Source organism: Sphingopyxis sp. A083 (assembly GCF_001468495.1).
Lineage (GTDB): Bacteria > Pseudomonadota > Alphaproteobacteria > Sphingomonadales > Sphingomonadaceae > Sphingopyxis > Sphingopyxis terrae.
In genome coordinates this window covers 364,217-388,537 of sequence record NZ_LNSK01000001.1, presented here as the reverse complement: position 1 = coordinate 388,537, position 24,321 = coordinate 364,217, and the positions used below count along the sequence as shown (strand labels likewise).

16 protein-coding genes are annotated in these 24,321 nt (G+C 65.1%); 6 read left to right on the top strand and 10 right to left on the bottom strand.

Going from position 1 to position 24,321, the window contains the following annotated elements:
- The first annotated feature begins 375 nt into the window (after positions 1-375).
- Positions 376-1,170, top strand: a complete 795-nt coding sequence (locus tag ATE59_RS01885) for an exodeoxyribonuclease III (RefSeq protein ID WP_003046544.1) — start codon at positions 376-378, stop codon at positions 1,168-1,170.
- A complete protein-coding gene (gene ribA / locus ATE59_RS01880; RefSeq protein ID WP_058811038.1) occupies positions 1,167-2,237 on the top strand; it encodes a GTP cyclohydrolase II in 1,071 nt (356 codons plus the stop codon). Before ATE59_RS01885 ends, ribA begins: the two co-directional genes overlap by 4 nt.
- A gap of 106 nt (positions 2,238-2,343) precedes the next feature.
- On the opposite strand, the gene ATE59_RS01875 is transcribed toward ribA, so the two are convergent.
- The 3 genes from ATE59_RS01875 to ATE59_RS01865 are packed head-to-tail and all read right to left on the bottom strand — an operon-like array spanning position 2,344 to position 4,850.
- Positions 2,344-3,150 carry a LytR/AlgR family response regulator transcription factor gene (locus tag ATE59_RS01875; RefSeq protein ID WP_003046549.1) on the bottom strand — a complete coding sequence of 269 codons (807 nt, stop codon included), beginning with the start codon at positions 3,148-3,150 and terminating at the stop codon, positions 2,344-2,346.
- Positions 3,147-4,292 (bottom strand): sensor histidine kinase, encoded by a 1,146-nt coding sequence (locus ATE59_RS01870; RefSeq protein WP_058811037.1) that lies wholly within the window; start codon positions 4,290-4,292, stop codon positions 3,147-3,149. Before ATE59_RS01870 ends, ATE59_RS01875 begins: the two co-directional genes overlap by 4 nt.
- A 48-nt stretch (positions 4,293-4,340) precedes the next feature.
- Positions 4,341-4,850: a winged helix-turn-helix transcriptional regulator gene (locus tag ATE59_RS01865; protein WP_003046553.1), complete on the bottom strand. Its 510-nt coding sequence runs from the start codon at positions 4,848-4,850 to the stop codon at positions 4,341-4,343.
- Positions 4,851-4,973: 123 nt separating this feature from the next.
- Here ATE59_RS01865 and ATE59_RS01860 point away from each other — a divergent pair, with 123 nt between their 5' ends.
- Both ATE59_RS01860 and ATE59_RS01855 read left to right on the top strand, forming a co-directional pair.
- Positions 4,974-5,309 carry a CC_3452 family protein gene (locus ATE59_RS01860; RefSeq protein WP_058811036.1) on the top strand — a complete coding sequence of 112 codons (336 nt, stop codon included), beginning with the start codon at positions 4,974-4,976 and terminating at the stop codon, positions 5,307-5,309.
- Positions 5,310-5,452: 143 nt separating this feature from the next.
- Positions 5,453-7,546: a RelA/SpoT family protein gene (locus ATE59_RS01855; RefSeq protein WP_058811283.1), complete on the top strand. Its 2,094-nt coding sequence runs from the start codon at positions 5,453-5,455 to the stop codon at positions 7,544-7,546.
- 7 nt (positions 7,547-7,553) lie between these two features.
- On the opposite strand, the gene ATE59_RS01850 is transcribed toward ATE59_RS01855, so the two are convergent.
- Genes ATE59_RS01850 through gdhA form a run of 5 tightly spaced genes read right to left on the bottom strand, consistent with a single transcriptional unit; the run spans position 7,554 to position 18,667 of the window.
- Positions 7,554-11,885 (bottom strand): hypothetical protein, encoded by a 4,332-nt coding sequence (locus ATE59_RS01850; protein WP_443029271.1) that lies wholly within the window; start codon positions 11,883-11,885, stop codon positions 7,554-7,556.
- A gap of 3 nt (positions 11,886-11,888) precedes the next feature.
- A complete protein-coding gene (locus tag ATE59_RS01845) occupies positions 11,889-13,847 on the bottom strand; it encodes a hypothetical protein (protein WP_231737147.1) in 1,959 nt (652 codons plus the stop codon).
- 3 nt (positions 13,848-13,850) lie between these two features.
- Positions 13,851-15,830 (bottom strand): heme-binding protein, encoded by a 1,980-nt coding sequence (locus ATE59_RS01840; protein WP_058811035.1) that lies wholly within the window; start codon positions 15,828-15,830, stop codon positions 13,851-13,853.
- A 4-nt stretch (positions 15,831-15,834) separates the two neighbouring features.
- Positions 15,835-17,274: a multiheme c-type cytochrome gene (locus ATE59_RS01835; protein WP_003046568.1), complete on the bottom strand. Its 1,440-nt coding sequence runs from the start codon at positions 17,272-17,274 to the stop codon at positions 15,835-15,837.
- A 37-nt stretch (positions 17,275-17,311) separates the two neighbouring features.
- The gene (gene gdhA, locus ATE59_RS01830) at positions 17,312-18,667 is read right to left on the bottom strand and encodes an NADP-specific glutamate dehydrogenase (RefSeq protein WP_003046570.1); all 1,356 of its coding nucleotides are present in this window, start codon (positions 18,665-18,667) and stop codon (positions 17,312-17,314) included.
- A 166-nt stretch (positions 18,668-18,833) separates the two neighbouring features.
- Between gdhA and ATE59_RS01825 the strand changes: the two genes are divergently transcribed.
- The gene (locus ATE59_RS01825) at positions 18,834-19,760 is read left to right on the top strand and encodes a tetratricopeptide repeat protein (RefSeq protein WP_197409122.1); all 927 of its coding nucleotides are present in this window, start codon (positions 18,834-18,836) and stop codon (positions 19,758-19,760) included.
- 64 nt (positions 19,761-19,824) lie between these two features.
- Here the strand turns inward: ATE59_RS01825 and putA are convergent, their stop codons facing one another.
- Complete coding sequence (gene putA / locus ATE59_RS01820; protein WP_231737146.1) at positions 19,825-22,917, bottom strand: bifunctional proline dehydrogenase/L-glutamate gamma-semialdehyde dehydrogenase PutA; 3,093 nt, start codon at positions 22,915-22,917, stop codon at positions 19,825-19,827.
- Between the two features lie 97 nt (positions 22,918-23,014).
- Here putA and ATE59_RS01815 point away from each other — a divergent pair, with 97 nt between their 5' ends.
- Positions 23,015-23,485 carry an Lrp/AsnC family transcriptional regulator gene (locus tag ATE59_RS01815; protein WP_003046580.1) on the top strand — a complete coding sequence of 157 codons (471 nt, stop codon included), beginning with the start codon at positions 23,015-23,017 and terminating at the stop codon, positions 23,483-23,485.
- A gap of 43 nt (positions 23,486-23,528) precedes the next feature.
- Here the strand turns inward: ATE59_RS01815 and ATE59_RS01810 are convergent, their stop codons facing one another.
- Positions 23,529-24,140 (bottom strand): hypothetical protein, encoded by a 612-nt coding sequence (locus tag ATE59_RS01810; protein WP_003046583.1) that lies wholly within the window; start codon positions 24,138-24,140, stop codon positions 23,529-23,531.
- Positions 24,141-24,321: the final 181 nt, after the last annotated feature.

Genomic DNA, 24,321 nt, shown 5'->3' with positions numbered 1-24,321 from the left:
TTTTATGAACAGGGCGCCGTTTCCCAAAGGGGATTCGGCGCCCTTTTTCCGCCCAACCGACGTTCGGCATCGACGAACTGCAAATGTCGCCGACAGCCGCCGATTTTCGTTCAGCTTGGCGACAGGGAAGAGGGGCTATTTCATCTCTCGAAGGCGCCGACACGGCCTCCGGATTTTGGGTTTCCCCCTGTTGCCCCAACCGGATTGCCAGGTGTCTTCATTCAAGAGCGTGACGAACGCTGACCTTGAACCCCCGTTCCACCGCCCCTGGAACGGGGGTTTATGTTTATGCGCGGCGTGTCCGGCGCGTCGGTGCAGGCGGCACCAGCCCGCAACGATTGCAGTGAAGGCTTCGCACCGATAGAGCCGGACTCCATGACCCAAACGAGCATTGCTTCCTGGAACATCAACAGCGTGCGTGCGCGCATCGGCATCGTCGAGAAATTCCTGCGCGAAGAGGCGCCCGACGTCCTCTGCCTGCAGGAAACGAAGGTCGAATGCGGGCTGTTCCCGAAACAGATGTTCGAAGACCTGGGTTATCGTCACATCGTCACCAACGGCCAGCGGATGCACCATGGCGTCGCGATCGTCAGCAAGCTGCCGCTCACCGATGTGCGCAAATATGATTGGCAAGCCAATGGCGAGGCACGCCATGTCGGCGTGACGCTGCCGTCGGGGGTACGGCTGGACAATGTCTATATCCCGGCCGGCGGCGACATCCCCGATCGCGCGCTCAATCCGAAATTCGGGCAGAAGCTGGATTTTCTGGGGCGCATGACCGAATGGGCGGGCGCGCTCGCCGATACGCCGACGGTGCTGACGGGCGATTTCAACGTCGCGCCGCTCGAAAGCGACGTATGGAACCACAAGGCGCTGCTCGACGTCGTCAGCCACACGCCGATCGAGGTCGATACGCTCGCCCGTCTGCAGGCCGCGGCCGGCTGGATCGATCTCGGCCGCCAGTTCGTGGCGCCGCCGACCCCGCTCTACACCTGGTGGAGTTACCGCGCGAAAGATTGGGAAGCGTCGAACCGCGGTCGCCGGCTCGACCATATGTGGGTCACGCCCGACATACGGAACGCGGCGCAGAGCCACCGCGTCGTCCAGCCGGCGCGGAGCTGGGAACGCCCGTCAGACCATATTCCGCTCGTCACGGAGTTCGCATTTTGAGCGACGCGCCGGCCAGCGACCGCGGCGCCCGCCGCGCCGCGCGTGCGATCGACGCGCTGCGCCGCGGCTGGCCCTTTCGGATCGAAGGCGCCGACGGGGCTCTCGATCTGCTGGCCGTCGAAAGCGCGCGCGATGCGGCGCTGGCCGAATTCGGCAGCGCCGACCTGCTGATCTCGGGCGAGCGCGCGGTCACGCTGAAGCTTACCAACCAGCGCGCCGCCGCGACGCCGGGGCCGGTGCGACTGGCGGACGGCGCCGCGAGCGTTGCCGCGGCGCTGGCGATCGCCGACCCGGCGCTCGACCTTGCCAATCCGCTCAAAGGTCCTTTCCGCACGATCGCGAGCGGCGGCGAGGCTGCGGCGGCGACCGCGATGACGATGGCGCGCCACGCGGGCCTGCTCCCCGCCTTTTTCGTGCGCGCGGCCAAGGGGGAAGCCGAAACCGCCTGCTCCACCGCCGACGTCGCCGCCCTGCTCGACCCGTCGCGGCTCGAAATCGCGGCGCGCGCCCGCCTGCCTGTCGCGGCAAGCGAAACCGCCGAGATCGTTGCTTTTCGCAGCCCCGAGGAAGCGTCGGACCATGTCGCGCTGATTATCGGCAAGCGCGACGGCAATCCGCCCGTGGTACGCCTGCACAGCGAATGCCTGACCGGCGACGTGCTCGGCAGTCTCAAATGCGATTGCGGACCGCAACTGCATGCGGCGCTCCACGCAATGGCCGACGCCCCATGGGGGGTGTTGCTCTATCTGCGCCAGGAAGGCCGCGGCATCGGCCTCGTCAACAAGCTGCGCGCCTATGCGCTGCAGGATCAGGGCTATGATACGGTCGATGCCAATCTGCGGCTGGGTTTCCCCGTCGAGGCGCGCGATTTTGCGATCGCCGGCCAGATGCTCGCGCTGCTCAACATCCCGCGCATCCGCCTGATGACCAACAATCCCGAAAAGGTCGCGCGACTGGAAAGGGAGGGCGTCGACGTCGTCGAACGCATCCCGCTCGCGCTGCCGACGAACAAATATAACGAGCAATATCTCGCGACGAAGCGCGACCGAACGGGGCATCAATTGTAAAACATCGTCATTGCGAGGAGCCGAAGGCGACGCGGCAATCCAGAGCAGGCAAAACCGCTCTGGATTGCTTCGCTACGCTCGCAATGACGATGTTTGGGTCGCTGGGTTAGTGCACGAAACGCGCGACCACGTCGCGGTAGCTGCGGCTGACCTTCACCTGCGCGCCCGAACCGAGCACGAGGAAACACTCGCCGTTGGTGTGCGGCTTGACCTGCTTCACCTGGCTGAGGTTGACGATGGTCGAGCGATGCACGCGCTGGAAATTGCGCGGGTCGAGCCGCTTTTCGAGATCCTTCATCGTTTCGCGCAGGATCAGCGAATTGTCGGCGGTGTAGATGCACATATAGTCGCCGGCAGCGTCGATTCGTTCGATGCTGTCGACATCGACGCGGAAAATCTGCCCGCGATCCTTGATGTTGATCATCTTTTCGTAGCGGTCGGCGGCGGGCGCATCGGCCGCCGTTTCGGCATCATATTCCTCGACCGCGTCGGGCGCGACTTCGGCAAGCACCGTCTTCAGCCGCTCAACCTCGGCCACGCCGCGCTTTTCGGCGAGGCGCTGGCGAACGCGGTCGAGCGCATCGGCGAGCCGCTCGGGCTCGACGGGCTTCACCAGATAATCGACCGCCTGCGCCTCGAAGGCGCGGATCGCATGGTCCGAATAGGCGGTGACGAAGACGACGAGCGGGGGCTCGACTTCCATCAGTCCCTGGATCACCGAAAAACCGTCGAATCCGGGCATCTGGATATCAAGGAAGACGAGGTCGGGCTTGTGCGTCTTGATCTTGCGAATGGCCTCCCGGCCGTTCTGCGCGGTGTCGACGACTTCGACATCGCTATGCGCTTCAAGCCGCAGTTGCAGGCCTTGGGTCGCCAATTTCTCGTCATCCACCAGGATGGTTCTGATCGTCATGTGCGTTCGGTTCCAATCGTCGCTTGTCCATCGGGCTGAAACGGAATCTCGATAATCACCGTGAATCCGCCATCGGTGCCCGATTGCACCTCGAACCGTTGCTGGTCGCCATAGGCCTGGGCCAGCCGGTCCCTGATGTTGGCTAAACCCACACCGGTCGATTCCGTTGCAATCCCGGTGGTGGGGTCGACGCCATCGGCTGACAATCCCGTGCCGGTGTCGGACACGGTAATCCGAACATTTTGACCGGCAAGCTGAGCCGTCAGCGTAATGTCGGCTCCTTCTTCCTGCGGTGTCACCGCATATTTGATCGCATTTTCGATCAGCGGCTGAAGCAGCAACGAAGGCAGGCGCGCGCGCTGCGCCGCCGGATCAATCTGGAAATGCGGCCGCAGCCGGTCCTCGAAACGCATCTTCTCGATGTCGAGGTAGAGCTTCAGCGTCTCGACCTCCTGCGCCAGCGTCACCTGTGCGGTCGGTTCGTTGGCGAGCGTGTAGCGCAGAAATGCCGACAGGCGCGACAGCATCGCATTGGCAGGCTCGGTCTGTTTCAGAAGGACGAGGGTCGAGATGCTGTTGAGCGTGTTGAACAGGAAGTGCGGGTTGAGCTGGTAGCGCAGCATCGCGAGCTGCGCCGACGCGGCCTGCGCCTCGAGCCGCAGCACGCGGTCATTCTGTTCCTCGAGCTGCAGGAAATAGTTGATCGCGAAATAGAGCGCCGACCAGGCCGCGAGCGTCGTCGCGTCGATATAGATCGACACCAGCAGCAGGCCGGTAAAGCTCGTCTCGCTGTCGGGCTTCAATATCTGGAAAAGCCAGGCGTCGATGAAGGCCCAGACCGCGGTGGCGAAGGCCAGGAGGCCGAAGCTTGCCCCCCACATCAGGATCGTGCGGCGGTTGATCAGCGCGCGGTAGCAAACCGAAAGCAGCAGCGTCAGCGAAAAACCCGTAACCGCCGAAACAACGACAAGGACAAGGAAATCGAAGGATTGGCCGCCCGCCAGCCCCGACACGACGCGCAGCCCGAACCAGCCGAGCCAGCCGAGGATCTGGAGATTCCAGAAGGCGCGGACCTTGTTGCCGAAAAACGGCCCGGGCGAGGAAAAGCCGAACAGCGGAATCGGGGAAGTCTGGCTTGCCATGTCAGCCGCCGAAATCAGGGGACGAGCGCGTCGTCCGCAAAGTGGGGATCATTCGGCCGCGACCGGTGCCATCCGCACGCGCGCCTGGCCGAGCGGCTGGAGTTCCGAACGATGTTTCCAGACAAGCTCGCCATATTCGAGCGGCCGGCCGTCGTGCGCGGTGATCGTCACCGGGCCGATCGGCTGTTCATCATGCGAATCGACGAGCACCGGGGTCGAGGGAACCCCCGCCCCCCATTTTTCGCCCCACTGGCGCAGCGCGATCATCGCGGGCAGCAGTTCGACGCCCTTCTGGGTAAGCTGATACAGAACCTTGCGGCGATCCTCCGCCATCACTTCGCGCGCCATGATGCCATGATCGACCAGCTTCGACAGCCGGTTCGACAGGATGTTGCGCGCGATATTGAGCTCCTGCTGGAACTCCTCGAAATGGTGGACACCGTTGAAAGCGGCGCGAAGGATCATGAAGGACCATCGTTCGCCCATCGCCTCGAGCGCGAGCGGCAAGGCGCAATTGCCCCCATCAAGATCGTTCAGTTTTTCGCGTAATTTTCCCATAGGCCATGCCCTAACGTAAAATCGCCGCCGTGCCAAAAAAATATAGGGCCTCGGTTGCATTTCGCAACGGACGCACCAGATCGCGAAGCGCAACCTTCCGGTTGTCAAAAAAAGGAGGCTCCCATGTTCCATTTCCGGCTTTCCCCCGGCACCCCGATACTCGCCCTGGCGGGCGCGCTGTCGATCGGCGCCGCGGCGCTCCCCGCTGTTCCCGCCGCCGCCGCTGGCGGCCCTTTCTATTTCGCCGAACTGGCCGACGCGGCGAAGACCGCGCGCTTCGTCGCCCGCGATGTCGTCTGGGTCTGTGAGGGCACGACCTGCACGGCAGGCCGCGGCACCAGCCGTCCGCTGATGATGTGCGCCGCGCTCGCCAAGAAGGCCGGCCGCGTTACGAGCTTCACCGTCGATGGCAAGCCGCTCGAGGACGCCGACCTCGCGCGCTGCAACGGCGAAGGCTGACCCTTCGCCCGCAAGAAGGGCCGCGCCGGCTCTCCCCCCTGCACCGCGCGGCCCTTTTCTTGCCTTGGCGAAGCCCCGTGGCTTCGCTGCTCCACCGATACAAATATATTGCAATTGGCCTCGCATGAACGACATTGGATGCGATGCTGAGGCAGTATGAACTTGTCGAGCGCGTGCGCGCTTATGATCCCGACGTCGACGAGGCGCTGCTGAACCGCGCCTATGTCTTCACCGTACAGAAGCACGGGAGCCAGAAGCGCGCGTCGGGCGACCCCTATTTCAGCCATCCGGTCGAGGTCGCGGGCATCCTGACCGACTTGCATCTCGACAGCGAGACGATCGTCACCGCGCTGCTCCACGACACGCTGGAAGACACGCTGACCACGCCCGAAGAGATCGAGCGGCTGTTCGGCGCCGACGTCGGGCGACTGGTCGACGGCGTCACCAAGCTCAGCAAGATCGAGGCGCAGACCGAGAATGAGCGCGCCGCCGAAAATCTGCGCAAATTCCTGCTAGCCATGTCCGACGATATCCGCGTGCTGCTCGTCAAGCTCGCCGACCGGCTGCACAATATGCGCACGCTGCATTTCATCAAGAATCCGGACAAAAGGCGCCGCATCGCCAAGGAGACGATGGACATCTATGCCCCGCTCGCCGAGCGGATCGGTATGTATGAATATATGCGCGAAATGCAGCTTCTGGCCTTTCGCGAGCTCGAGCCCGAGGCCTATGCGACGATCACCGGCCGGCTCGCCAAACTGACCGCAGGCGGCAAGGACAAGGTCGCCGGGATCAGCCGCGAGTTCAAGGAACTGCTTGCGAAAAGCGGGATCGAGGCGGACGTGTCGGGGCGCGAAAAGCATCCCTATTCGATCTGGCGCAAGATGCAGGAACGCCATGTCAGCTTCGAACAGGTCACCGACATCATCGCCTTTCGCGTCATCACGCGCAGCGATGCCGACTGCTATGCCGCGCTTGGCGTCTTTCACCGCAAGTGGAAAATGGTCCCCGGTCGCTTCAAGGATTATATCTCGACCCCCAAGCGCAACGGCTACAAGTCGCTGCACACGACGATCATGCACAATGAAAATATGCGGATCGAAATCCAGATCCGCAGCGAGGCGATGCACCAGCAGTCCGAATTCGGCTTTGCCGCGCACTGGGCCTACAAGCAGGGCGGCGGCTCACCCGACGGACAGGCGGGGTGGATTCGCGACCTGCTCGAAATCCTCGACCAGACGCACGATCCTGACGAACTGCTCGAGAATACGCGCATCGCAATGTATCAGGACCGCATCTTCGCCTTTACGCCGAAGGGCAGCCTGTTCCAGCTTCCCAAGGGCGCGACGCCGGTTGATTTCGCTTATGCCGTCCACACCGGGCTCGGCGACCGCACCGTCGGTGCCAAGGTCAACGGCCGGCTCGTGCCGCTGCGCACCCAGCTCGTCAACGGCGATACCGTCGAGATCTTGTCATCGGAAAAGCAGACGCCGCAGCCCGCGTGGCTGGGCTTTGCGGTGACGGGCAAGGCGCGCGCCGCGATCCGCCGCCATGTCCGGTCGAAGGAAAAGGTCGAGCTCGCCGCCCTTGGTCGCAAGATGTACGACGAGATCGCCCGCCGCCTGCCCAACAAGGTCGGCGACAAGGCGCGCGCCGCGGCGCGCGAGCGGCTGAAGCTCGAGGATGACAGCGCGCTCTATGTCGCGATCGCGCGGCGGCGATTGTCCGACGACCAGATCCTCGAAGCGCTCGTCCCCGGCATCACCGCCGAGATGAAATCGAAGCCCGGCAAGCTGCGCCAGGGCGCTGCGGTGTCGATCGAGGGGCTGACCCCCGGCGTCGCCTACAAGCTTGCCGACTGCTGCCACCCCGTTCCCGGCGACCGCATCGTCGGCCTCGCGCGGCCCGGCGAGGGGATCGAGGTGCATGTTATCGACTGCCCCAGCCTGGCCGACGGCATCGACGCCGACTGGATCGACCTCAGGTGGCAGGAGGACAGCGAAGGCGGCAATGCGCGGCTGTGCGTCGTCATCCTCAACGAAACCGGCACGCTCGCCGAAATGTCGGGCATCCTCGCCGCCAATTCGGCGAATATCACCAATCTGCGGCTGTCGAACCGCGAGGGCGATTTCCACACCTATGACGTCGTCGTCGAGGTGCGCGACGTTCAGCATGTCATGCGTATCCTGTCCGCACTCCGCGCATCGGACAGCGTCGTGCAGGCCGAGCGGCTCTAGCGAAACGTCAGTTCGGGTAGGCCAAGGGCGGCCGCCACGCCGCCTGATCGACGGTGTCGCTGACCTTGTAGACCAGCCCCTTGCTGTTCAGGAACAGCTTCTCCATTTCGGGCCGGGTGAAGGGGCGCGATCCCACGCGGCCGAACACCGCCATCTGCCCCCCCGTTTCGTCGACCGCCCGGTCGCGGTCGAGCCCCTTCGACAGCGCGAGCGCCGGCGACGGAGTTTTGGCCCAGGCAATCAGTTCGGGCGTCGGCGCGGGCGAGAAGCCATAGAGGCCGGGATTGTCCGGACTGGTAAGCTGAAGCACCTTGATGCCGTTCCGTCCGTCGGCGACATAGGCGAAGAGCGACGCATTGGTCGATGCGACGATCACATCCTCGGCATCGTTGAGCGCCCCCCCGAAGGTCATCGCGGGCCAGACGGCCGGCGCCATCGGCCGCGTCACGTCGACGATCACCAGACCGTCCTGCTTGGCCGCGACGTACATGAAGGTGCGCGCGAGATAGATCTTGCGCGCGTTGGCGAGCCGCACCGTTCCCGCCGGCACCGGTTCCGGCCGGTCCATATGCGTGATGTCGAACAGCTTCACGCCCTCCGCGTCGGTGACCCACAGGTACCGGAACTGCACGGCACTCGCGCGCGCATCGGTCAGCGGTAGCTGCGCCGTCACCTTCGGCTCGAGCGGCGTCGACAGGTCGAGCACGACGAGCCCGGCATCGGTGGTGACATAGGCATAGTCGCCGGCAAGCGTCACGTGGCGGGCACCGGCCAGCACATTATCGGGGTTCCACGTCAGCGCGCGGCTCAGCTTGTTGTTGCGGAATTCGCCGTCTGCCATCGTGTCGATGTCGACCAGGATCAGGCCTTCGACGCTGTCGGTGATGACGGCATAGCGGTAGAGCGGGTGCAGCGCCTGTTCGTGATTTTCGGGGAAATCCTTACGGATATGCTCGTTGCGCGCCATGCTGATCGGCTGGGTCGTGCCGATCGCCATGCAGGTCGCGTTCGTCGTTTTGACATGCGTATCGTGCCCCAGCGGCGAAAAAGGCGCGCGGGTGATGCGTTCGGAGAAGCCCTTGTTGCCGATCGATGCGACGTCATAGACACGAAAGCCGCCCCTGCCTTCGGCGACATACATATATTCGCCGCGCAGTTGCAGGCAGTTGACCCGGCCGCTCGTCCCCTGAACGATATTCGCGAATTCCTCGAGCGCATGGCTTTCGCCCGACCCCTTCTTGTCGAAGGTCTTGCCGCGCACCCAATTTTTGAGCTCGCGATGGTTCTGATCGACGTGCAGGCGCCAATAGTCGGGATAGGCATATTTCTGCAGATAGCTGCCGATCACCGCCTGCGGCTCGTCCCATTCGGTGACGCGCGTCGCCTGGAAGCCGTCCTCCAGCCCCGACCAGACATTGAGCCCGACGAAATTGACGAAATTGGTCCCCATCAGGAGCAGCTGCGACATGATCGCATTATTGTCGTCCGCCTGCGACAGATGGCAGTCGGTGCACTGTTTCGTCTCCTGACGCCGCACCGTATGTGGGAAATGCGGCGCGAAGGCCTGGCTCGAGAAGCCCGCAGCAGAGATCGGCGGCTGCTGGATATAGATGCGTTCGCGGTTGAGGTTCGTCGAGGACAAGACCAGCGCCGATGTCGACCGGATCGGCGCGATGATCCCGCGCGGATTGCTGTCGGCGTCGGGCTCGCCTGGCTTGGTCAGCATGTGCCGGCCGAGCTGGAACATTTCGTCGCGCGCGACCTGTGGGTTGTAGGTCGCGAAGTTGCGCGTCTCCTCCCCTTCGAAGTGGTGCATGCTGGTCTTCCAGTTCGCCTCGATCGGCAAATGGCAGCCGCCGCAGCTCGTCGTCCACGACAGGTGGCAGGTGAAGCAGGCCATCTTGTCGTCGCCGTGCGCGCGATCTTCCCTTGCCACGCCCGGCCCCCATGCAAAGCTGCCGTCGTCGGCGCCGCTGCGCGACATCAGTTTGGCGCGCGCCGCTTTCGCGTTGAAATGCGGCCCCGGCGTCACCGCCTGCTTGACCAGGCTGACCTGCCACTGGAGCTTCGGATCGACGATGGACCGCTGGATCAGCCCCGTGATTTCACCATTGTCGTCATATTGGAATTCGAACCGGCGCCGGCCGTCCGAATTGCGAAGCAGCGCAAGATTGGTCCCTTGCGGCCGTGCCGCGACGTTCGAGGTGAGCAGATTGGGATAGGCATCGGCGGTGCCATGGCAATCCTTGCACCCGATCTCGACCGCGTTCGCGACTTCGCCCTGGATATAGCCATTGCCGTGCGCATCCTGCGCGAAGTGGCAGTCGGCGCACTGCATCCCCTTTTCGGCATGAATGTCCATCATATGGACCGCCTTGCCGGGGTTGATGCCGGGCGGCACGAACTTGCCCTCGACACCGGGTTTGGCGGGATCGGCGCTGGCGAGACACAGGTCGCGCTGCGCCGGGTCACTGTAGCTGGCGCAGCTCTTGCGCCATTTTTCGGGATCCTTGGGATCGACGATGTGCGCCTTGTCGGTGCCATAGGTCGACATATTGCCGTCGGCGTCGAGCAGATTGCCGCTGCGGTCGCGCTTGAAGATGCCGCGGAAGTTCCAGCCATGGCCGTGATAGTCGGCGAACTGGGTGTCCTTGTTGCTGTCGTTCACGTCATAGACGTCGCGCAGAAACTCGACGTCGGCCCACAGGCCGCGCGGGCTCGCGCCTTCGGGATTGCGTTCGAGAACCTTGTGGACTTCGGCGGCGGTCGGATAGCGTTGTTGCTTGTATTTCTTCTGATATTCCTCGTCGCTCATCCCCGGTGGGCGCGGCGCGGTGTTGTCGGGGCCGGGCCATAGCTGCGGCGCGTCCGATTCATAATCCCACATCGTGTAGCCGAGGTAGGAGTTCAGGAAGATATTGGGCTGGTGCATGTGGCAATTCATGCACTGCGCCGTCGGGATCGCGCGGGTGAAGGCGTGGTTGATCGGATGCCCCGATTCGCGCCGCTCCTTCGCGGGTACTGCTTGCGGTCCGGCTTTTGCGGCTTCGGGGTCGATCAGCGCGCCATGGCCATCGGGCGACGGCGCATGTTTCGCCGGATCGCCATGCGCGTCGCCAGCAGCGCCCCCACCATGTCCGCCGCCATGCCCGTCATCATCGGGTTTCCATTTCTTCCCCGCGATCGTCGGATCGATCGTCGCGCTTTCGCCGTCACGGCCATATTGCGCATAGGTCAGGCTGTGCCGCGGTTCGCGGTCGTTGGCATAGATGACATGGCAGCCGGCGCAGCCCGACTGGCGATAATCGCCCGGCTGGTCGTTGGTGCCCATGAACCACATGAAGGGGTCGTTGAGGCGCGTCTTGTGGATGTTGAGCACGGGGATCGCGACACGCAGCCCGGTGCCGGGACCGCGGTTCGACTGTTTGAGGTCGGGACGTCCGGGTTCCTCGAGCCGCTGGATGCTGCCGGTCGGGTTCGGCAGGCCGATTTCGGCGAACTGGGTGTTGATGTTGCGGCCGCCGCGTTCGAAGACGCGGAAGACGTCGCCGGGCGGGATCACGCTCCAGCGCGGCAGCGGGTACATTTTGGCAAGCGCGCCGCGCTTCTTTTCGGCGTCGGTCAAAATCTTGTCGAAGCCGAACTCCGGCTTGCACGCCTCGGCATATTCCTCTTTCGTCAGCCGCGACGAGGGCGACAGGATGCAGGCGGCCTTGCCGTCGCGCGTATAGGCCTCGCCGAAGATGTAATTCTTGTAGGGAACGATGCCGTTGTTGTACGCGGCCCCGCCCCACAGCATCGCGCCGGTCGACATCAGCGACCGCTCGGTCGCCTCGATGATCTCGAGGTGGCATGACCCGCACGCCTCGCGCGCCACGCGGTAGTCGCTCGGGTTGACGAAGCGGATATATTCGGGCGCTTCCTTGTTGAGCAGCGTATAGCTGCGCTTCGGGTTCGCCGATGTGCCACCCCACGCCCCGGGCAGCGTCGGCTGGGGATGCGCGAGTTTCATCGCCGCCAGATTATAGGGATTGTCGTAGCCGAGTTCGGGGCGCCCGAACGCCGCGGGCGATTGCGAATCGCCGCCGTGGCAGTCGGTACAGCCGAGGCGCACCGCAGGCGTCGCGTGCATCGACGGCCGGTCGGTCTGGGTGTGGCAGCTGTAACAGCCCTTCGACTTTGCCTCGACGTCGGCCTCGCTCTGTTTGCGCGGCGCCGGCGGCGTGAAGCGATAGGTGACGGCGACCGGCTTTTCGCCTTCCGACGCGCGCGCGCCCTGCATACCGGCGGTCATCGCCATCAACAGGAAGATCAGGAGGGCGAGGAGCCTGCGCATCATCGTCTAGAAACTCACGATCAGATTGGCGAGGACCGAGACATAAGCCCGGTCGCGCTCGCGATTCTCGAACAGATCCTTGAACCCGTCACCGGGCAGCAGCACCGCGGCGCTGAGGCGGCCGACGATATTCTGCGTCGCCTTGGGTCGCCAGATGCCTGCCACCGACAGATCCCAGCCGATATCCTTGGGGATCGACCCTTCGCTGCGCAGCACCTGCAAACCCGCGGTATTGTCGAACCACAGATGATTGGCGTTCACGCTGACGCGCGTTTCGGGTGACAGGTCGAAATCGGCGCCGGCGCCGACGAATACGGTGCCGGGGTTGTTGAAATTCGACTGCCCCTCTTCTTTCGACGAGCGCAGCGAATTGAGGATGCCGTTGCGACCGCTCAACGAAATGACGCGCCCGCCGCCCGCAAAGGGAATCGTCTGACGAATCCAGTAGCTGGTGTCGGCGCCACCGAAGATCGGATTTTCGAAAATCGCGTCGAAGCCGCCCTCGACATCGTTATAGGGATCGCTGTCGCCGGTGGCGTAGAGGCCCGACAGGCGAAAGCGCATCCAGTCGTGATCGTAGCTGAGTTCGGCGGCGCCGAAGCCCGCGCGGATCTTTGCCGGCTTGCTGGTGAAGAAGCTGTTCCGGTCCTCGCCCAGCGCCGCATAGAAGCTGGCGGTCAGATTGATCCGTCCGATGCGCCCGTCGGCGCTGTAGCCGAGGTAGGTCACGTCATATTCGCGGCCGCGCAGATCGCCGAGAAGCGCCGGGCGCACCGGAAAGCCGTTGTGGTCGATCTGGATGTCGTTCTTTTCGCGGTTGCGATTGTAGGTGACGCTGACCTGGCTCGTCAGCCCGACGAAGGGGAAGTCCTGACGATAGAGGTTCGCGGTGAAGATGAAATCGTCGCGCGGGCTTTGGGTGATGTCGTTGAGCCCGCTGTTGGTGTCCTTTTCGAGCCGCCAGAAGGCCGCGACGTTATATTGAAAGCGGTTATTGTCGCGGTTGCCGAACAGGCGGATGCCAAGTTGGCTGTCGTTGAACAGGAAACCGCGAAAATCGCTCTGGAAGGGCTGGATGCCGATGCGGATCGAGTGGAAGTCGTAACGGTCGCTGTCGTTGCCCAGATGCTTGTCGACGAACAATTCCTGCACCCCCAGGAAATTGTCGTAACGATGGCTCGGCCGCGACGGGCGCACGTCGAGCACGCGCCGTTCGGGCACGTCGACATAGTTGAAATTATAGGCCAGCGTAACGCGATATTCGACGTCGGGCGGCTTGAAGGCGGTCGATCCCTTGATGAGCGCGGCGCCCGCGATCAGCGTCTGCGACAGCACGAAGCTGCGGTTCTTGCCGAACACGTCGAGGCTGCCCGGCCGCTCGGTGGTCTGGACGCCGACCGGAATCGGAAAGGTGCGCGGTTCGAACACCGTGTCCGACACCGCACTGGCGACGAAAAACCAGTCGTCGCCCCTGATCGGCAGCCACGGCACCTTCGACCGGTCGATCGGCCGGTCGCCCTTCAGCGTATTCTGATGATAGGGGTCGAACCAGCGTTCCTTGACCACGCCAAGCGATTCGATGAGGCGCCAGCGGTCGGGCACCGGCAGTTGATCCTCGATCCCCGGAAAGGCCTGCGGCGGCGGCGGACGCAGCGCGCCGACATTGTCCTGCCGCATCTGGTCGGGCAGATCGGGCGTGTAGCCGGGGCGGCGGCGGCCTTCGATAATCTGGGTGACCAGATCGTCCTTCAGTACATCCTTCCAGTCGACCGGCGGCGGCGGCGGGATCAGCGCTTCGCCGTCGGGTGCCGGGATCGCAGCCGGCGCCGCGTCCGGCGCGGCGCCATCGGTCGCGGGCGGTTCGGGCGGCGGCGGGGGTGGCGGCAGCGCCTGACCCGCCGCAGGCGCGCCCTGCGCCGCGAGCGTCGCGATGATCGGCAGCAGGCTGCTTCCAAGCGCGCTCATCGCCTATAGCCCCTGGCAGACATTCTGCTGGCTGGTGTCGAGGAAAGGCGCAAAGGGGCAGCTGATGTAGCGCAGACGCACCGTCTTTCCATCGGACAGCGTGACGACGATATTGTCGGCACGCTTGTCGATCGGGGCGTTACCGATCGTGCCGACGCGCGCGCCGCCGTTATGCGTCCCGAGGAAGCTGATCATATCGTCCTGGTCGATGCCGTCGCCCGACACGCCGATCGCGCCGACAAGCTGCGTCCCGCGATAGATGGGCACCGAACCCGGGAAAATCTGGATACCGTTCTGCAGGCGATTCTGCCCCGCCGCGACGTCGGGCAAGGTCGTGCAGCGTTGCGGCGTGTCGGTCGCGCTGGCGCCCGACACGAAGCCGAGGTGCACGCCGATATTGCCGATGACAAGGGCGGATTGCAGCCCGGTCGAAAAGGGATTGAACTGCGCGATCGGGCGCGACAGCGGGCCATTGGGCCGCCCGACCTCGCCGTCGGGGAAATAGGGGCGCGACAGATTGCCCCCCGACCGGTCGGCAAAGGCAAAGGTGCCGGTCAGCGCGCTCGGATCGTTCAGGAAGCTGCGCACCGCGGGGACGAAATGCTGCACATCGGCGCTGGCGTTCGCGCTGAGTTCCGTCCCGGCGTTGGCGCCAGAGAAAAAGGCCGCGGTGCGCGCCTTCTGCAGCGACACGTCGGTGCCGAAAATCGGCGCGTCGGGCGCGCGCACGATGCCGAGCACGGCGCCATGCGTATCGACGAGGCTGATCGTCACCTGCGCCCGGCTGTCGAGCGGGCGGCGAATCTGCGCGCGCGCGCGGCTCATCACCGCAAAGGCATCTTCGAGCACGGCGCGCACCTCGGCCTGGGTCAGCGGCGCGCTGTTGGTCGATGCATCGGTGCCGGCACGGATCGGGAAGCGGTTGGTGCCGCTGCCATTGGTCAGGACAAAGGCATCGCGGTTGGAAAATTCGGCTGCGGTCGAGGCGCGGATTCCCGACGCTTCGCTGCCATATGCGGTGCCCGCGACGATCGCCGCGGCGGCATAGCCGATGACCGCGACCAGATTGCCGGCCGTGCCGTTCAGACTGGCGAAGCTCGCGCCGCCGCTCGTCTGCAAGCCGCCATAGGTGGCGTCCGAAAAGCGCAGCGTCGTCCCGTCGACGGTGATCTTGTCGGCGGTGATCGCCGCCGGCGCCTCGAACCCGCGCGTCCCGGCGAGCGCGATGAACTCCTCGGCATCATTGTCGATGTCGAGGATGTTGGGATCGCTGCCATAGACGCCGTCGCCCATCACCCCGATGCCGCCGACGAGCACGCCATTTTTGTAAAGCGGCAGACCGCCCGGATCGGCCGCGAGGCCGAGCGGCGAGCGCTTCGGCCCGATCAGCGCGCCGCCGCCCATGGCGCCGAAGCGCGCGGCAAGATCGCTGCACGGAAGCTGGCTGAACTGCACCCCGAACAGCGGCCCGCTTTCCAGCCCCGCAGTCGTCGGCGCGGGCGGGAAATGCTCCTGGACGATCTGGCTCGCGGTACGCGTCGAAAAGGCATTGCCGCCGCTCGACAGATAGGCGCCGGTGATCGCCTTCGCGATCGCGCCCGCTTCTGCAGGGAAGGTGACGTTCTGCGCGTCGATATTGTCGCCGTTGGGCGCCGCCGAGGTCGTCGCGGTGGCGCGCGCGCCGTTCATGCGGAAGACGCCGAGAACATTGCCGACGCGGTCGGTCACCGCGATTACCGACGGCAGGCCGCGCGCCTGCGCCTCGGCAATCGCGCCGGCGAGTACGGTCTGGACGTCGGCGACGCTGAGCGACTGGCTCGCCGGCGGGGTATAGAGGCCGCCGGTCGGGGTGGGAGTCGGCGTCGGCGTGGGAGTCGGCGAGGGGGTCGGCGTGCCGCCGCCTCCGCCGCCGCACGAGGCGAGGAGCAGTGCCGGGCCGGCGACAAGGGCGGCGGTGCGAAAGAGGCGCGATCGGGTCCGCATCGGCTTACCGCAGCGCCTGAATCGCGCGCACCGCGCTGCCGAAGGAGGCTTGGAAGTCGCTGGGCTTATAGGCGTTGGGATCCTTGACCGAGGCATAGGCACGGTCGATGTCGGCGCGGATTCCCGCCGCAGCGCCGATGGTGATCCGCCCCGACGAAACCATCGCGTTGAGCAGCGTGTCGACCCCCATCACCGCCTGCGACGACCCCGCATAGTCGGTGAAGCGGTCGTTTACTGCCTTGCCCGCAATCGCATCGACCATCGCAAAGGCGTCGGTGCCCGAAAAGGCGCGCGCGGCGAAGGCGCTTTTGAGCGCCGCGACCGTCTGCGCCAGATCGGCGGCGGCGCGAACCGCCGCCGGCCGGTCGGTCGCGATCGCGCGGTGGAAGGCGGCGCTGCGCGCGCCGAGCTGTTCGGCAAGCGCGGGCGAGGCCATACGCGCGGCGGCCGAGAGCATGATCAGATTTTCGTCATTATAGGGCGGCATGCCTTCGGGAATGCCCGGCCGCGCCGGATTGTCGACGCTGGTCTTCACCGGCTTCGCCTGATCGTAGATCCGGCGGTGGCAACTGTGGCAGTCGAGGAAATAAAATTCGGGGAACATCCCCTCGGTCCCGCGTTTCGACTGAAACAGCGCGAGGCTGCGTTCGAGCGCGGTCGCCTGCCCCACCGCCCACATCTGCACATGGTCGGTGCGCGCGCCCGCCGCGCCGAACTTACGCCAGCCATAATCGGCATCTTCCTGATGATGCGCCTGGAGCGAGGAGAAGAGGTCGAGCTCGAACGAAATGCGCGGATGCCCCGCCGCCATGATGCGGTGGGTGACGAACTGCCCCTCGCCCGCGGCCCCGAAATGGCAGTCGACGCAAACGCCCGCGCGCACCACCGGATCCTCGAGCCGGCGCAAGCCGGCGCGCAAATTGGCGAGATGCTTCTCGCGCATTTCGCCGCCGGGGCTGGGGTTGTCGCCGACCCCGGCATAGTGGCTCGCGATCCAGCCCCCTGCAGGACCGTGGCAGGATTCGCAGGTGACCCCGTCCTCGATCGGCGCGGTACCGCGGCTCGTCGCCGCATCGCTGTGGCACCCGAGGCACATCGACGCGCGCGCCGGATCGCCGATGCCAAGGTTGCGGGCAATGAACTGGCTGCGGCTGGTGTTGAGCACCGCCCAGGCGCGGCTATGCGCGCCGCCGGGGGTCGAGGGTTCCTGCCAGCGCATCAACTCGTCCTGACGGACAACGACGCCGTCGCCCTCCATCCGGCCGTGGCAGGTCGATCCCGCGCAGGACGCAACACCCAGGAAACGCCCGCCGCTTTCGCCCTGCGAGCGCGCCGGAGGCGCCGAAAGCGTCGCGGCGATCGCAAGCATGGCAAGCAGCAGAGCCAGTGCCGCCACCGCCGCCCACGACCGATCGCCGCGCCCGATGCCAGCGTGCGTCGTCATTCCCACGAGTCCCCTTTTGCCCTGAGGGCCTTTTACCCTAAACGACCCCGAACGCCAGCATCGCGTCGGCGACTTTCTTGAAGCCGGCTATGTTCGCGCCCTTCACATAATCGATATAGCCGCCGCCCTGATCGCCATAGGTCAGGCAGCGTTCGTGGATGCCCGCCATGATATCCTTGAGCATCTGTTGCAGCTCGGCTTCGCTCCAGCTGCGCCGGCCGCTGTTCTGGCTCATTTCGAGGCCCGAAACCGCAACCCCGCCGGCGTTGGCCGCCTTGCCGGGCGCGAACATGATCTTTGCGTCCTTGAAGACATGAACACCGGCAAGGTCGGTCGGCATGTTCGCGCCCTCGCTCACCGCGATGCAGCCGTTTGCCACCAGCATCTTCGCGTCATCGCCATTCAGCTCGTTCTGCGTCGCGCACGGCAGCGCGACGTCGCACGGCACCGCCCACGGCGTTTTGCCAGCGGTAAAGGTGGCGCTCTTGAACTCGGCGCAATAATCCTCGATCCGGCCGCGCCGATGCGTCTTATGCGCCTTTACCCAGTCGATCTTTTCCTGGGTGATGCCGTCGGGATCGTGGATGAAGCCGCCCGAATCGGACAGGGTGAGTACCTTGCCGCCCAGCTGCACGATCTTTTCCGCCGCGTGCGTCGCGACATTGCCCGATCCCGAAATCACCGCGCTCTTGCCGACGAGATCCTGTCCCTTCGCCGCAAGCATGTTCGCGAGGAAATAGACGGCGCCATAGCCCGTCGCCTCGGTCCGGATCAGCGAGCCGCCCCATTCGAGGCCCTTGCCGGTGAGCACCCCTGTAAATTCGTTGGTAATGCGCTTGTACTGGCCGAACATGAAACCGATTTCGCGCCCGCCGACGCCGATGTCGCCCGCCGGCACGTCGACGTCGGCGCCGATGTGGCGATAGAGCTCGGTCATGAAGCTCTGGCAGAAGCGCATGATCTCGCGCACGCTCTTGCCCTTCGGGTTGAAATTCGATCCGCCCTTGCCGCCGCCCATCGGCAGGCCGGTGAGGGCGTTCTTGAACGTCTGTTCGAACGCCAGGAATTTGAGGACGCTTTCGGTCACGCTCGGGTGAAAGCGGATGCCCCCTTTATAGGGGCCGATGGCATTGTTGTTCTGAACGCGCCAGCCGCGCTGGACGCGGATATTGCCGTTGTCGTCCTCCCAGCAGACGCGGAAGGACACGACCCGGTCGGGTTCGGCAATGCGCCGCAATATCTGCTGCGCGTGATATTCTTCCTTGTCGGCGATGAAGTCGAAAATATCCTCGGCGACTTCCTGCACCGCCTGGACGAACTCGGGCTGCCCCGGGTTGCGCCGCTTCACACCTTCCATGAACGTCGGAAAATCGACGTGATCCGCTACCGCCATGCACCCCTCCCACGCAAAGACTTGGGAAAACCGGTGCGACCCCCTGTTTTACGATTTTATCGTTGACCGACCTCGCCCGACAGAGGCTACACCTTTGCCCGCCAAAGGCAATATGGCGCGGCACCGTCGCGCGCGATTTCGCCGCGGCGGATATTCGGGGGATGGAATGAGCGAAACCAAGGGTATGTCGACGACGAACCGTGCGATCCTGATCGCCGCCTTCCTCCTGCTAGCCGGCGCGATCGGCTATGCGATCTGGCGCGATTCCGCCAATAATGCCGCGGCGCCCGCGCCGACGGCCGCAGCGTCACCCGATGCCCAGCTTGCCGCAATCGAGGAACGGACGCGGCGCGAACCGCAGAGCGCCGACGCATGGATGGCGCTCGGCGCCGCGCGTTTCGACCTCGGCGATTATCCCGGCGCCGCCGCAGCTTATGAAAAATCGGTCGCGATCGCGCCCGAGTCGGCCGGGCTATGGTCGGCGCTTGGCGAGGCGCGCGTGATGGCGAGTCCGCGCGATCCGATGCCAGCCGCCGCGGCCGAAGCCTTTGACAAGGCGATCGCGCTCAATCCCAAGGATCCGCGTGCGCGCTATTTCATGGCGGTAAAGAAGGATATCGCCGGCGATCACAAGGGAGCGATCGACGAATGGTTCGCGCTGCTCGCCGACACGCCGCAGGGCGCACCGTGGGAGGCCGACCTGCGCCGCACGATCGAACAGGTCGGCGCGATCAACAAGATCGACGTCGCCCGGCGCCTCGCCGCGACGCAGCCGCGCGCGCTCAAGGCCGACGAGATGCCGGTCGCCGCGCGGGCGATCCCCGGCCCCAGCCGCGCCGATATGGAAGCCGCCTCGCAGCTTCCCAAGGGGCAGCAGGACGCAATGATCGCGGGGATGGTCGACGGGCTGGAGGCCAAGTTGAAAGCGAATCCGGCGGACGTCGACCGCTGGATCATGCTGATGCGCAGCCGCATGACGCTCGGCGAAACCGCAAAGGCGGCGCAGGCACTGAAGGACGCCCTCGCCGCCAATCCGGGGGCGGCACCGCGGCTGAAGGCGCAGGCGCAGATGCTGGGCGTGCCGGGGGCTTAGGCGTCGGAACAACCTGTGCGCCCCCGCCTTCGCGGGGATACGCCAATAACAAAAGAGGCAGGAATTACCCCGCCATCAGCGCTGCATTGCCGCCCGCTGCGGTGATGTCGGTCGAGATCGATTTTTCCTCGGCGAAGCGGTGCAGATAATGCGGCCCCCCGGCCTTCGGCCCCGTGCCCGACAGGCCGCGGCCGCCGAAGGGCTGCGATCCGACGATCGCGCCGATCTGGTTGCGGTTGACATAGACATTGCCGACCGCCGCGCGCGCCGCGACATGCGCCGCGACGCCGTCGATGCGGGTGTGAACGCCCAGTGTCAGGCCATAGCCCGAAGCGTTGATCGCGTCGATCAGCGCGTCGAGCTCGCCGCCCTTCCACGTCGCGACATGCAGCACCGGGCCGAAAATCTCGCGCTTGAGGTCGGTGACATGGTCGAGGCGGATCATTGTCGGCGGCACGAAGGTACCGCCCGCCGGCCAATCGGTGCGCGCCGCCTGTGCAATCACCCGGCCCGCGGCGCGCGCTTCGGCGATATAAGCCGCGATGTTCGCTTGCGCCTCGGCATCGATGATCGGACCGACATCGGTCGCGAGAATAGCGGGGTCGCCGATATTGAGTTCGGCCATCGCGCCCGCGACCATGTCGATCATGGTTTCGGCGACATCTTCCTGCACGCAAAGCACGCGAAGCGCCGAACAGCGCTGACCCGCCGACTGGAACGCGCTGGCGACGGCATCGCGCGCCACCTGTTCGGGAAGTGCGGTCGAATCGACGATCATCGCGTTGGCACCGCCGGTTTCGGCGATCAGCGTCGCGATCGGACCGTCGCGCCCCGCAAGGCTGCGGTTGATCGCGCGCGCAACCTCGGTCGATCCGGTGAAGGCAACGCCGATGATATCGTCATGACCGGTCAGCGCCGCGCCCACCGTTTCGCCGCGACCGGGGAGAAACGCCAACACATCGGCGGGCACCCCCGCCTCGAGCAGCAGCTCTATCGCGGCATGCGCTATCAGCGGCGTCTGTTCAGCGGGCTTCGCCAGCACGGCGTTACCAGCGGCGAGTGCCGCCGACACCTGCCCCAGAAAGATCGCCAGCGGGAAATTCCACGGGCTGATGGCAACGAAGACGCCCTTGCCTTCGAGGATCAGTTCGTTGCGTTCGCCGGTCGGGCCGGGCAGCGCGATGGGGTAGGTGAAATCGGCGCGCGCCTGGGCGGCATAATAGCGCAGGAAATCGACCGCCTCGCGCACTTCGGCCACCGCATCGACGAGCGTCTTGCCCGCCTCGTCGATCGCCAGCCCCAGAAAGAGAGCATCGCGCTCCTCGAGCAGATCGGCCGCGCGTTCGAGCCGTTCGGCGCGGAAGGAGCCACCGGCAAGGCTCCAGTCGCCCTGCGCCGCACGCGCGGCGGCGACGGCGGCATCGACCATATCGGCATCGGCCTCGATCACATGACCGACGACAACGCCGGTCGCGGGATTGCGCACCGCTTCGGCGGGGCCGACCCGCGCCATACCCCCGATGATCGGCGCCGCGATACGGCCGCTGTCCCGCGCCCCGGCAATCGCGGCCGCCAGCGCCTCGGGCACGCCGGGTTCGCCAAGGTCGTAGCCGCGCGAATTGCGCCGGACGGGATCGAAAAGCTGGAGCCCGGTCGGGATTTTCGACGGCACGCTCGCGATGCTGCGCGGGTCGACCGCCAGCTCTTCGGCGGTCACGTCGGGGTCCGAAAACTGGTGCACGAAGCTGCTGTTCGCGCCATTTTCGAGCAGGCGGCGGACCAGATAGGCGAGCAGGTCGCGGTGGGTGCCCACGGGCGCATAGACGCGCACCGGGCGCGGCGGCGGCGACAGCGCGACGATCGCATCATGCGCGCCTTCGCCCATGCCGTGCAGCCGCTGCAGTTCGTAATCGGCGCCGTCGAACAGCTCGGCGATAAAGGCCAGCGTCATCGCATTGTGCGTCGCAAAGGCCGGGAAGATGCAATCCTGATGCTCGCGCAATATCTGCGCGCACGCCATATAGTTGAGGTCGGTGTGGTTCTTTGCGGTGAAGACCGGAAAATCGCCCAGCCCCATCGTCTGCGCACGCTTGATCTCGGTATCCCAATAGGCGCCCTTGACCAGCCGCATCGACAGCGTGACGCCCCGCGCGCGCGCCTTGGCGGCAACCCAGCGGATCGCCTCGCTCGCGCGCTTCTGATAGGCCTGGATCACGATGCCGAGCCCGGTCCAGCCGTCGGCGAGCCCCGCGTCGATCAGCGCGCCATAAACGTCGAGATGCGGCTCGAGCCGGTCGCTTTCCTCGGCATCGATCATCAGCGGAATGTTGACGCCGCGCGCGGCGCGGGCGAGCGCGATGACATCGGGGATCAATTCTTCGCGAACGCGGTCGGCCTGCAGATATTCGTAATGCGGGTGAAGCGCCGACAGCTTGATCGAAATGCCGTGGTTGGCAAACGGGTCGCCCGGCTTCGCATCGCGGCCGATGCGCGCGATCGCCGCGGCGTAGCTGTCATAATAGCGCCGCGCATCCTCTGCGGTGCGCGCCGCTTCGCCGAGCATGTCGAAGCTGGCGAGTTCGCCCTTGTCCTTGTCGGCACGCCGCACCGCGGCGTCGATCGTTTCGCCCATCACGAACTGCTGGCCGAGCAGCTTCATCGCCGCGAGCGCCGCCTGGCGGATCACCGGCTCGCCCGAGCGGCGGATCATCGACTTGAGCAGGGTGAGCGGGTTCGCCTTGCTCCCCATCGCGCCCAGCATCAGCGTCGCCGACCCGAGCGAAAGGCCGCGCGCCGACAGCGCGACGACCAGCGGACTATCCTCATCCTCACCCTCGCGCCAATGGCGTCCGGCGATCTTGTCGCGGATCAGCGCATTGGCGGTCGCGCTATCGGGGACGCGCAGCAGCGCTTCGGCAAGGCACATCAGCACGACGCCTTCCTCGGTCGACAGGCGGTAGCGGTTCATGAGCTGCGCGACGAGCGTCTCGCGCTCGCCCTCGGCCTTCGCCTTGCGGATGAGCGCGAGTCCGCGCCGCGTCACCGCGTCGAGGGTGGCGGGCGAGCGGGCAAGCTGGGTCCGCAGATCGGCGACGATGTCGGCTTCGGAGCGGCGGGCGAGGGCGCGGATGGCGGCGCGGTCGGTCGGCTGGGTCATGGCGCATGATAGCATGCGGCGAAAAGGCAATCCGCCTTCAATCGCGCTCGACCGATTATCTTTTGACCTATTATCGGCGTCATATTAGGCAATCCGCATGGCAAATACGAAAATCTTGGTCGATCTGGACGAGTTCGATCGCAAGATCATCGCGATATTGGGCCGCGACGGGCGGATGACCTACACCGAACTGGCGCAGCGCGTCGGCCTGTCGAAGACGCCGTGCCAGCAGCGCGTCAAGCGGCTGGTCGACAGCGGGCTGATCACCGGCTTTCGCGCGATCGTCGACCCCGCCAAGCTGGGGCTCGACCATGTCGCCTTTACCGAGGTCAAGCTGTCCGACACGCGCGAGGAGGCGCTACGCCGCTTCAACGACGCGGTGCGCCGGATTCCCGAGGTGGAGGAATGCCACATGATCGCGAGCAGCTTCGATTATCTCCTGAAAGTGCGCACTCCCGATATCCGCCGCTATCGCATCGTGCTGGGCGAGAAAATCTCCAGCTTGCCGCATGTCGCTAGCACCTCGACCTTCGTCGCGATGGAAACGATCTGCGAATCGGCCCGCTGAGCCGCCGAATGTCGTTGGAGCCGCTGAAGCTCAAACCGCTGCGCTATCGCAGCCAACGGATGTCCTCCTGCAACTGCCAGCAATTTCCGATGGGCCGGAACAGCAATTGCCCATCCGAATCGGGATGTGTCCCGGGCGGGAGCGGTTTGCCCTCGGGGCCGATGATATTCCCCAGATCGTCACCGCCTTCCGACTGGCCATCATAGTGGACGCGCGCCCAATCGACCGAGAAATCGTCACTCTGGCTCTGGTTGAACTGGATATCGAGATACTCGTCCTCATCCCCGGGGGACCGGGGCTTGGCGGGCTTGTAATAGAAGTCGACCTGCCGGACCGGAAAATCCTCGTAGGAATTCGCGGGCACGTCGCGCGACGAAATTACCCTGCCCTGAGGGTCCAGCACGGCAGACGTGATGGTGGGCGCGCTATATTTGCGCCGGACGGCCGGTGATATCGCAATGGCCGTGAAAAGTTGCTGAAAGTCGCGATTAGCACAGGCGCGCTCGGCCATCTCCAGCGCGTTGCGATCTTGCTCGTCGAGTGATGTCGGTGCCGCAGTGCCCCGCGTATACTGCGCGGGCACCACCCTTCCCTGTTTCGGATGCGTATCGGCGCCATTTGCGCCATCGCAGGCCGCCAATGTGATCACTGCCATGATGCACAAGGCGAGCGCGTTCGTAACAGACTTGGGTCGCAAATCGGAACTCCCGTCAATTTCGTCGACATTACCCCGCCGATGATAGCGCACGAACGCGCGGGATGTACCGGTACGCGATTGCCTCCTCTCGCCTTCGGGGATGCTGGAGTAGGCTGACGCCCTTGAGATTATCAGCGCG

What these genes read in the sequence shown, in the direction of transcription:
- ATE59_RS01855 (WP_058811283.1), top strand. Translation starts at nt 5,453, where the DNA reads ATGCTGAGGCAGTATGAACTTGTCGAGCGCGTGCGCGCTTATGATCCC.
- ATE59_RS01840 (WP_058811035.1), bottom strand. Translation starts at nt 15,830, where the DNA reads ATGCGGACCCGATCGCGCCTCTTTCGCACCGCCGCCCTTGTCGCCGGC.
- gdhA (WP_003046570.1), bottom strand. Translation starts at nt 18,667, where the DNA reads ATGGCGGTAGCGGATCACGTCGATTTTCCGACGTTCATGGAAGGTGTG.
- ATE59_RS01875 (WP_003046549.1), bottom strand. Translation starts at nt 3,150, where the DNA reads ATGACGATCAGAACCATCCTGGTGGATGACGAGAAATTGGCGACCCAA.
- ATE59_RS01835 (WP_003046568.1), bottom strand. Translation starts at nt 17,274, where the DNA reads ATGACGACGCACGCTGGCATCGGGCGCGGCGATCGGTCGTGGGCGGCG.
- ATE59_RS01825 (WP_197409122.1), top strand. Translation starts at nt 18,834, where the DNA reads ATGAGCGAAACCAAGGGTATGTCGACGACGAACCGTGCGATCCTGATC.
- ATE59_RS01870 (WP_058811037.1), bottom strand. Translation starts at nt 4,292, where the DNA reads ATGGCAAGCCAGACTTCCCCGATTCCGCTGTTCGGCTTTTCCTCGCCC.
- ATE59_RS01885 (WP_003046544.1), top strand. Translation starts at nt 376, where the DNA reads ATGACCCAAACGAGCATTGCTTCCTGGAACATCAACAGCGTGCGTGCG.
- ATE59_RS01845 (WP_231737147.1), bottom strand. Translation starts at nt 13,847, where the DNA reads ATGAGCGCGCTTGGAAGCAGCCTGCTGCCGATCATCGCGACGCTCGCG.
- putA (WP_231737146.1), bottom strand. Translation starts at nt 22,917, where the DNA reads ATGACCCAGCCGACCGACCGCGCCGCCATCCGCGCCCTCGCCCGCCGC.
- ATE59_RS01810 (WP_003046583.1), bottom strand. Translation starts at nt 24,140, where the DNA reads ATGGCAGTGATCACATTGGCGGCCTGCGATGGCGCAAATGGCGCCGAT.
- ATE59_RS01850 (WP_443029271.1), bottom strand. Translation starts at nt 11,885, where the DNA reads ATGATGCGCAGGCTCCTCGCCCTCCTGATCTTCCTGTTGATGGCGATG.
- ATE59_RS01865 (WP_003046553.1), bottom strand. Translation starts at nt 4,850, where the DNA reads ATGGGAAAATTACGCGAAAAACTGAACGATCTTGATGGGGGCAATTGC.
- ATE59_RS01815 (WP_003046580.1), top strand. Translation starts at nt 23,015, where the DNA reads ATGGCAAATACGAAAATCTTGGTCGATCTGGACGAGTTCGATCGCAAG.
- ATE59_RS01860 (WP_058811036.1), top strand. Translation starts at nt 4,974, where the DNA reads ATGTTCCATTTCCGGCTTTCCCCCGGCACCCCGATACTCGCCCTGGCG.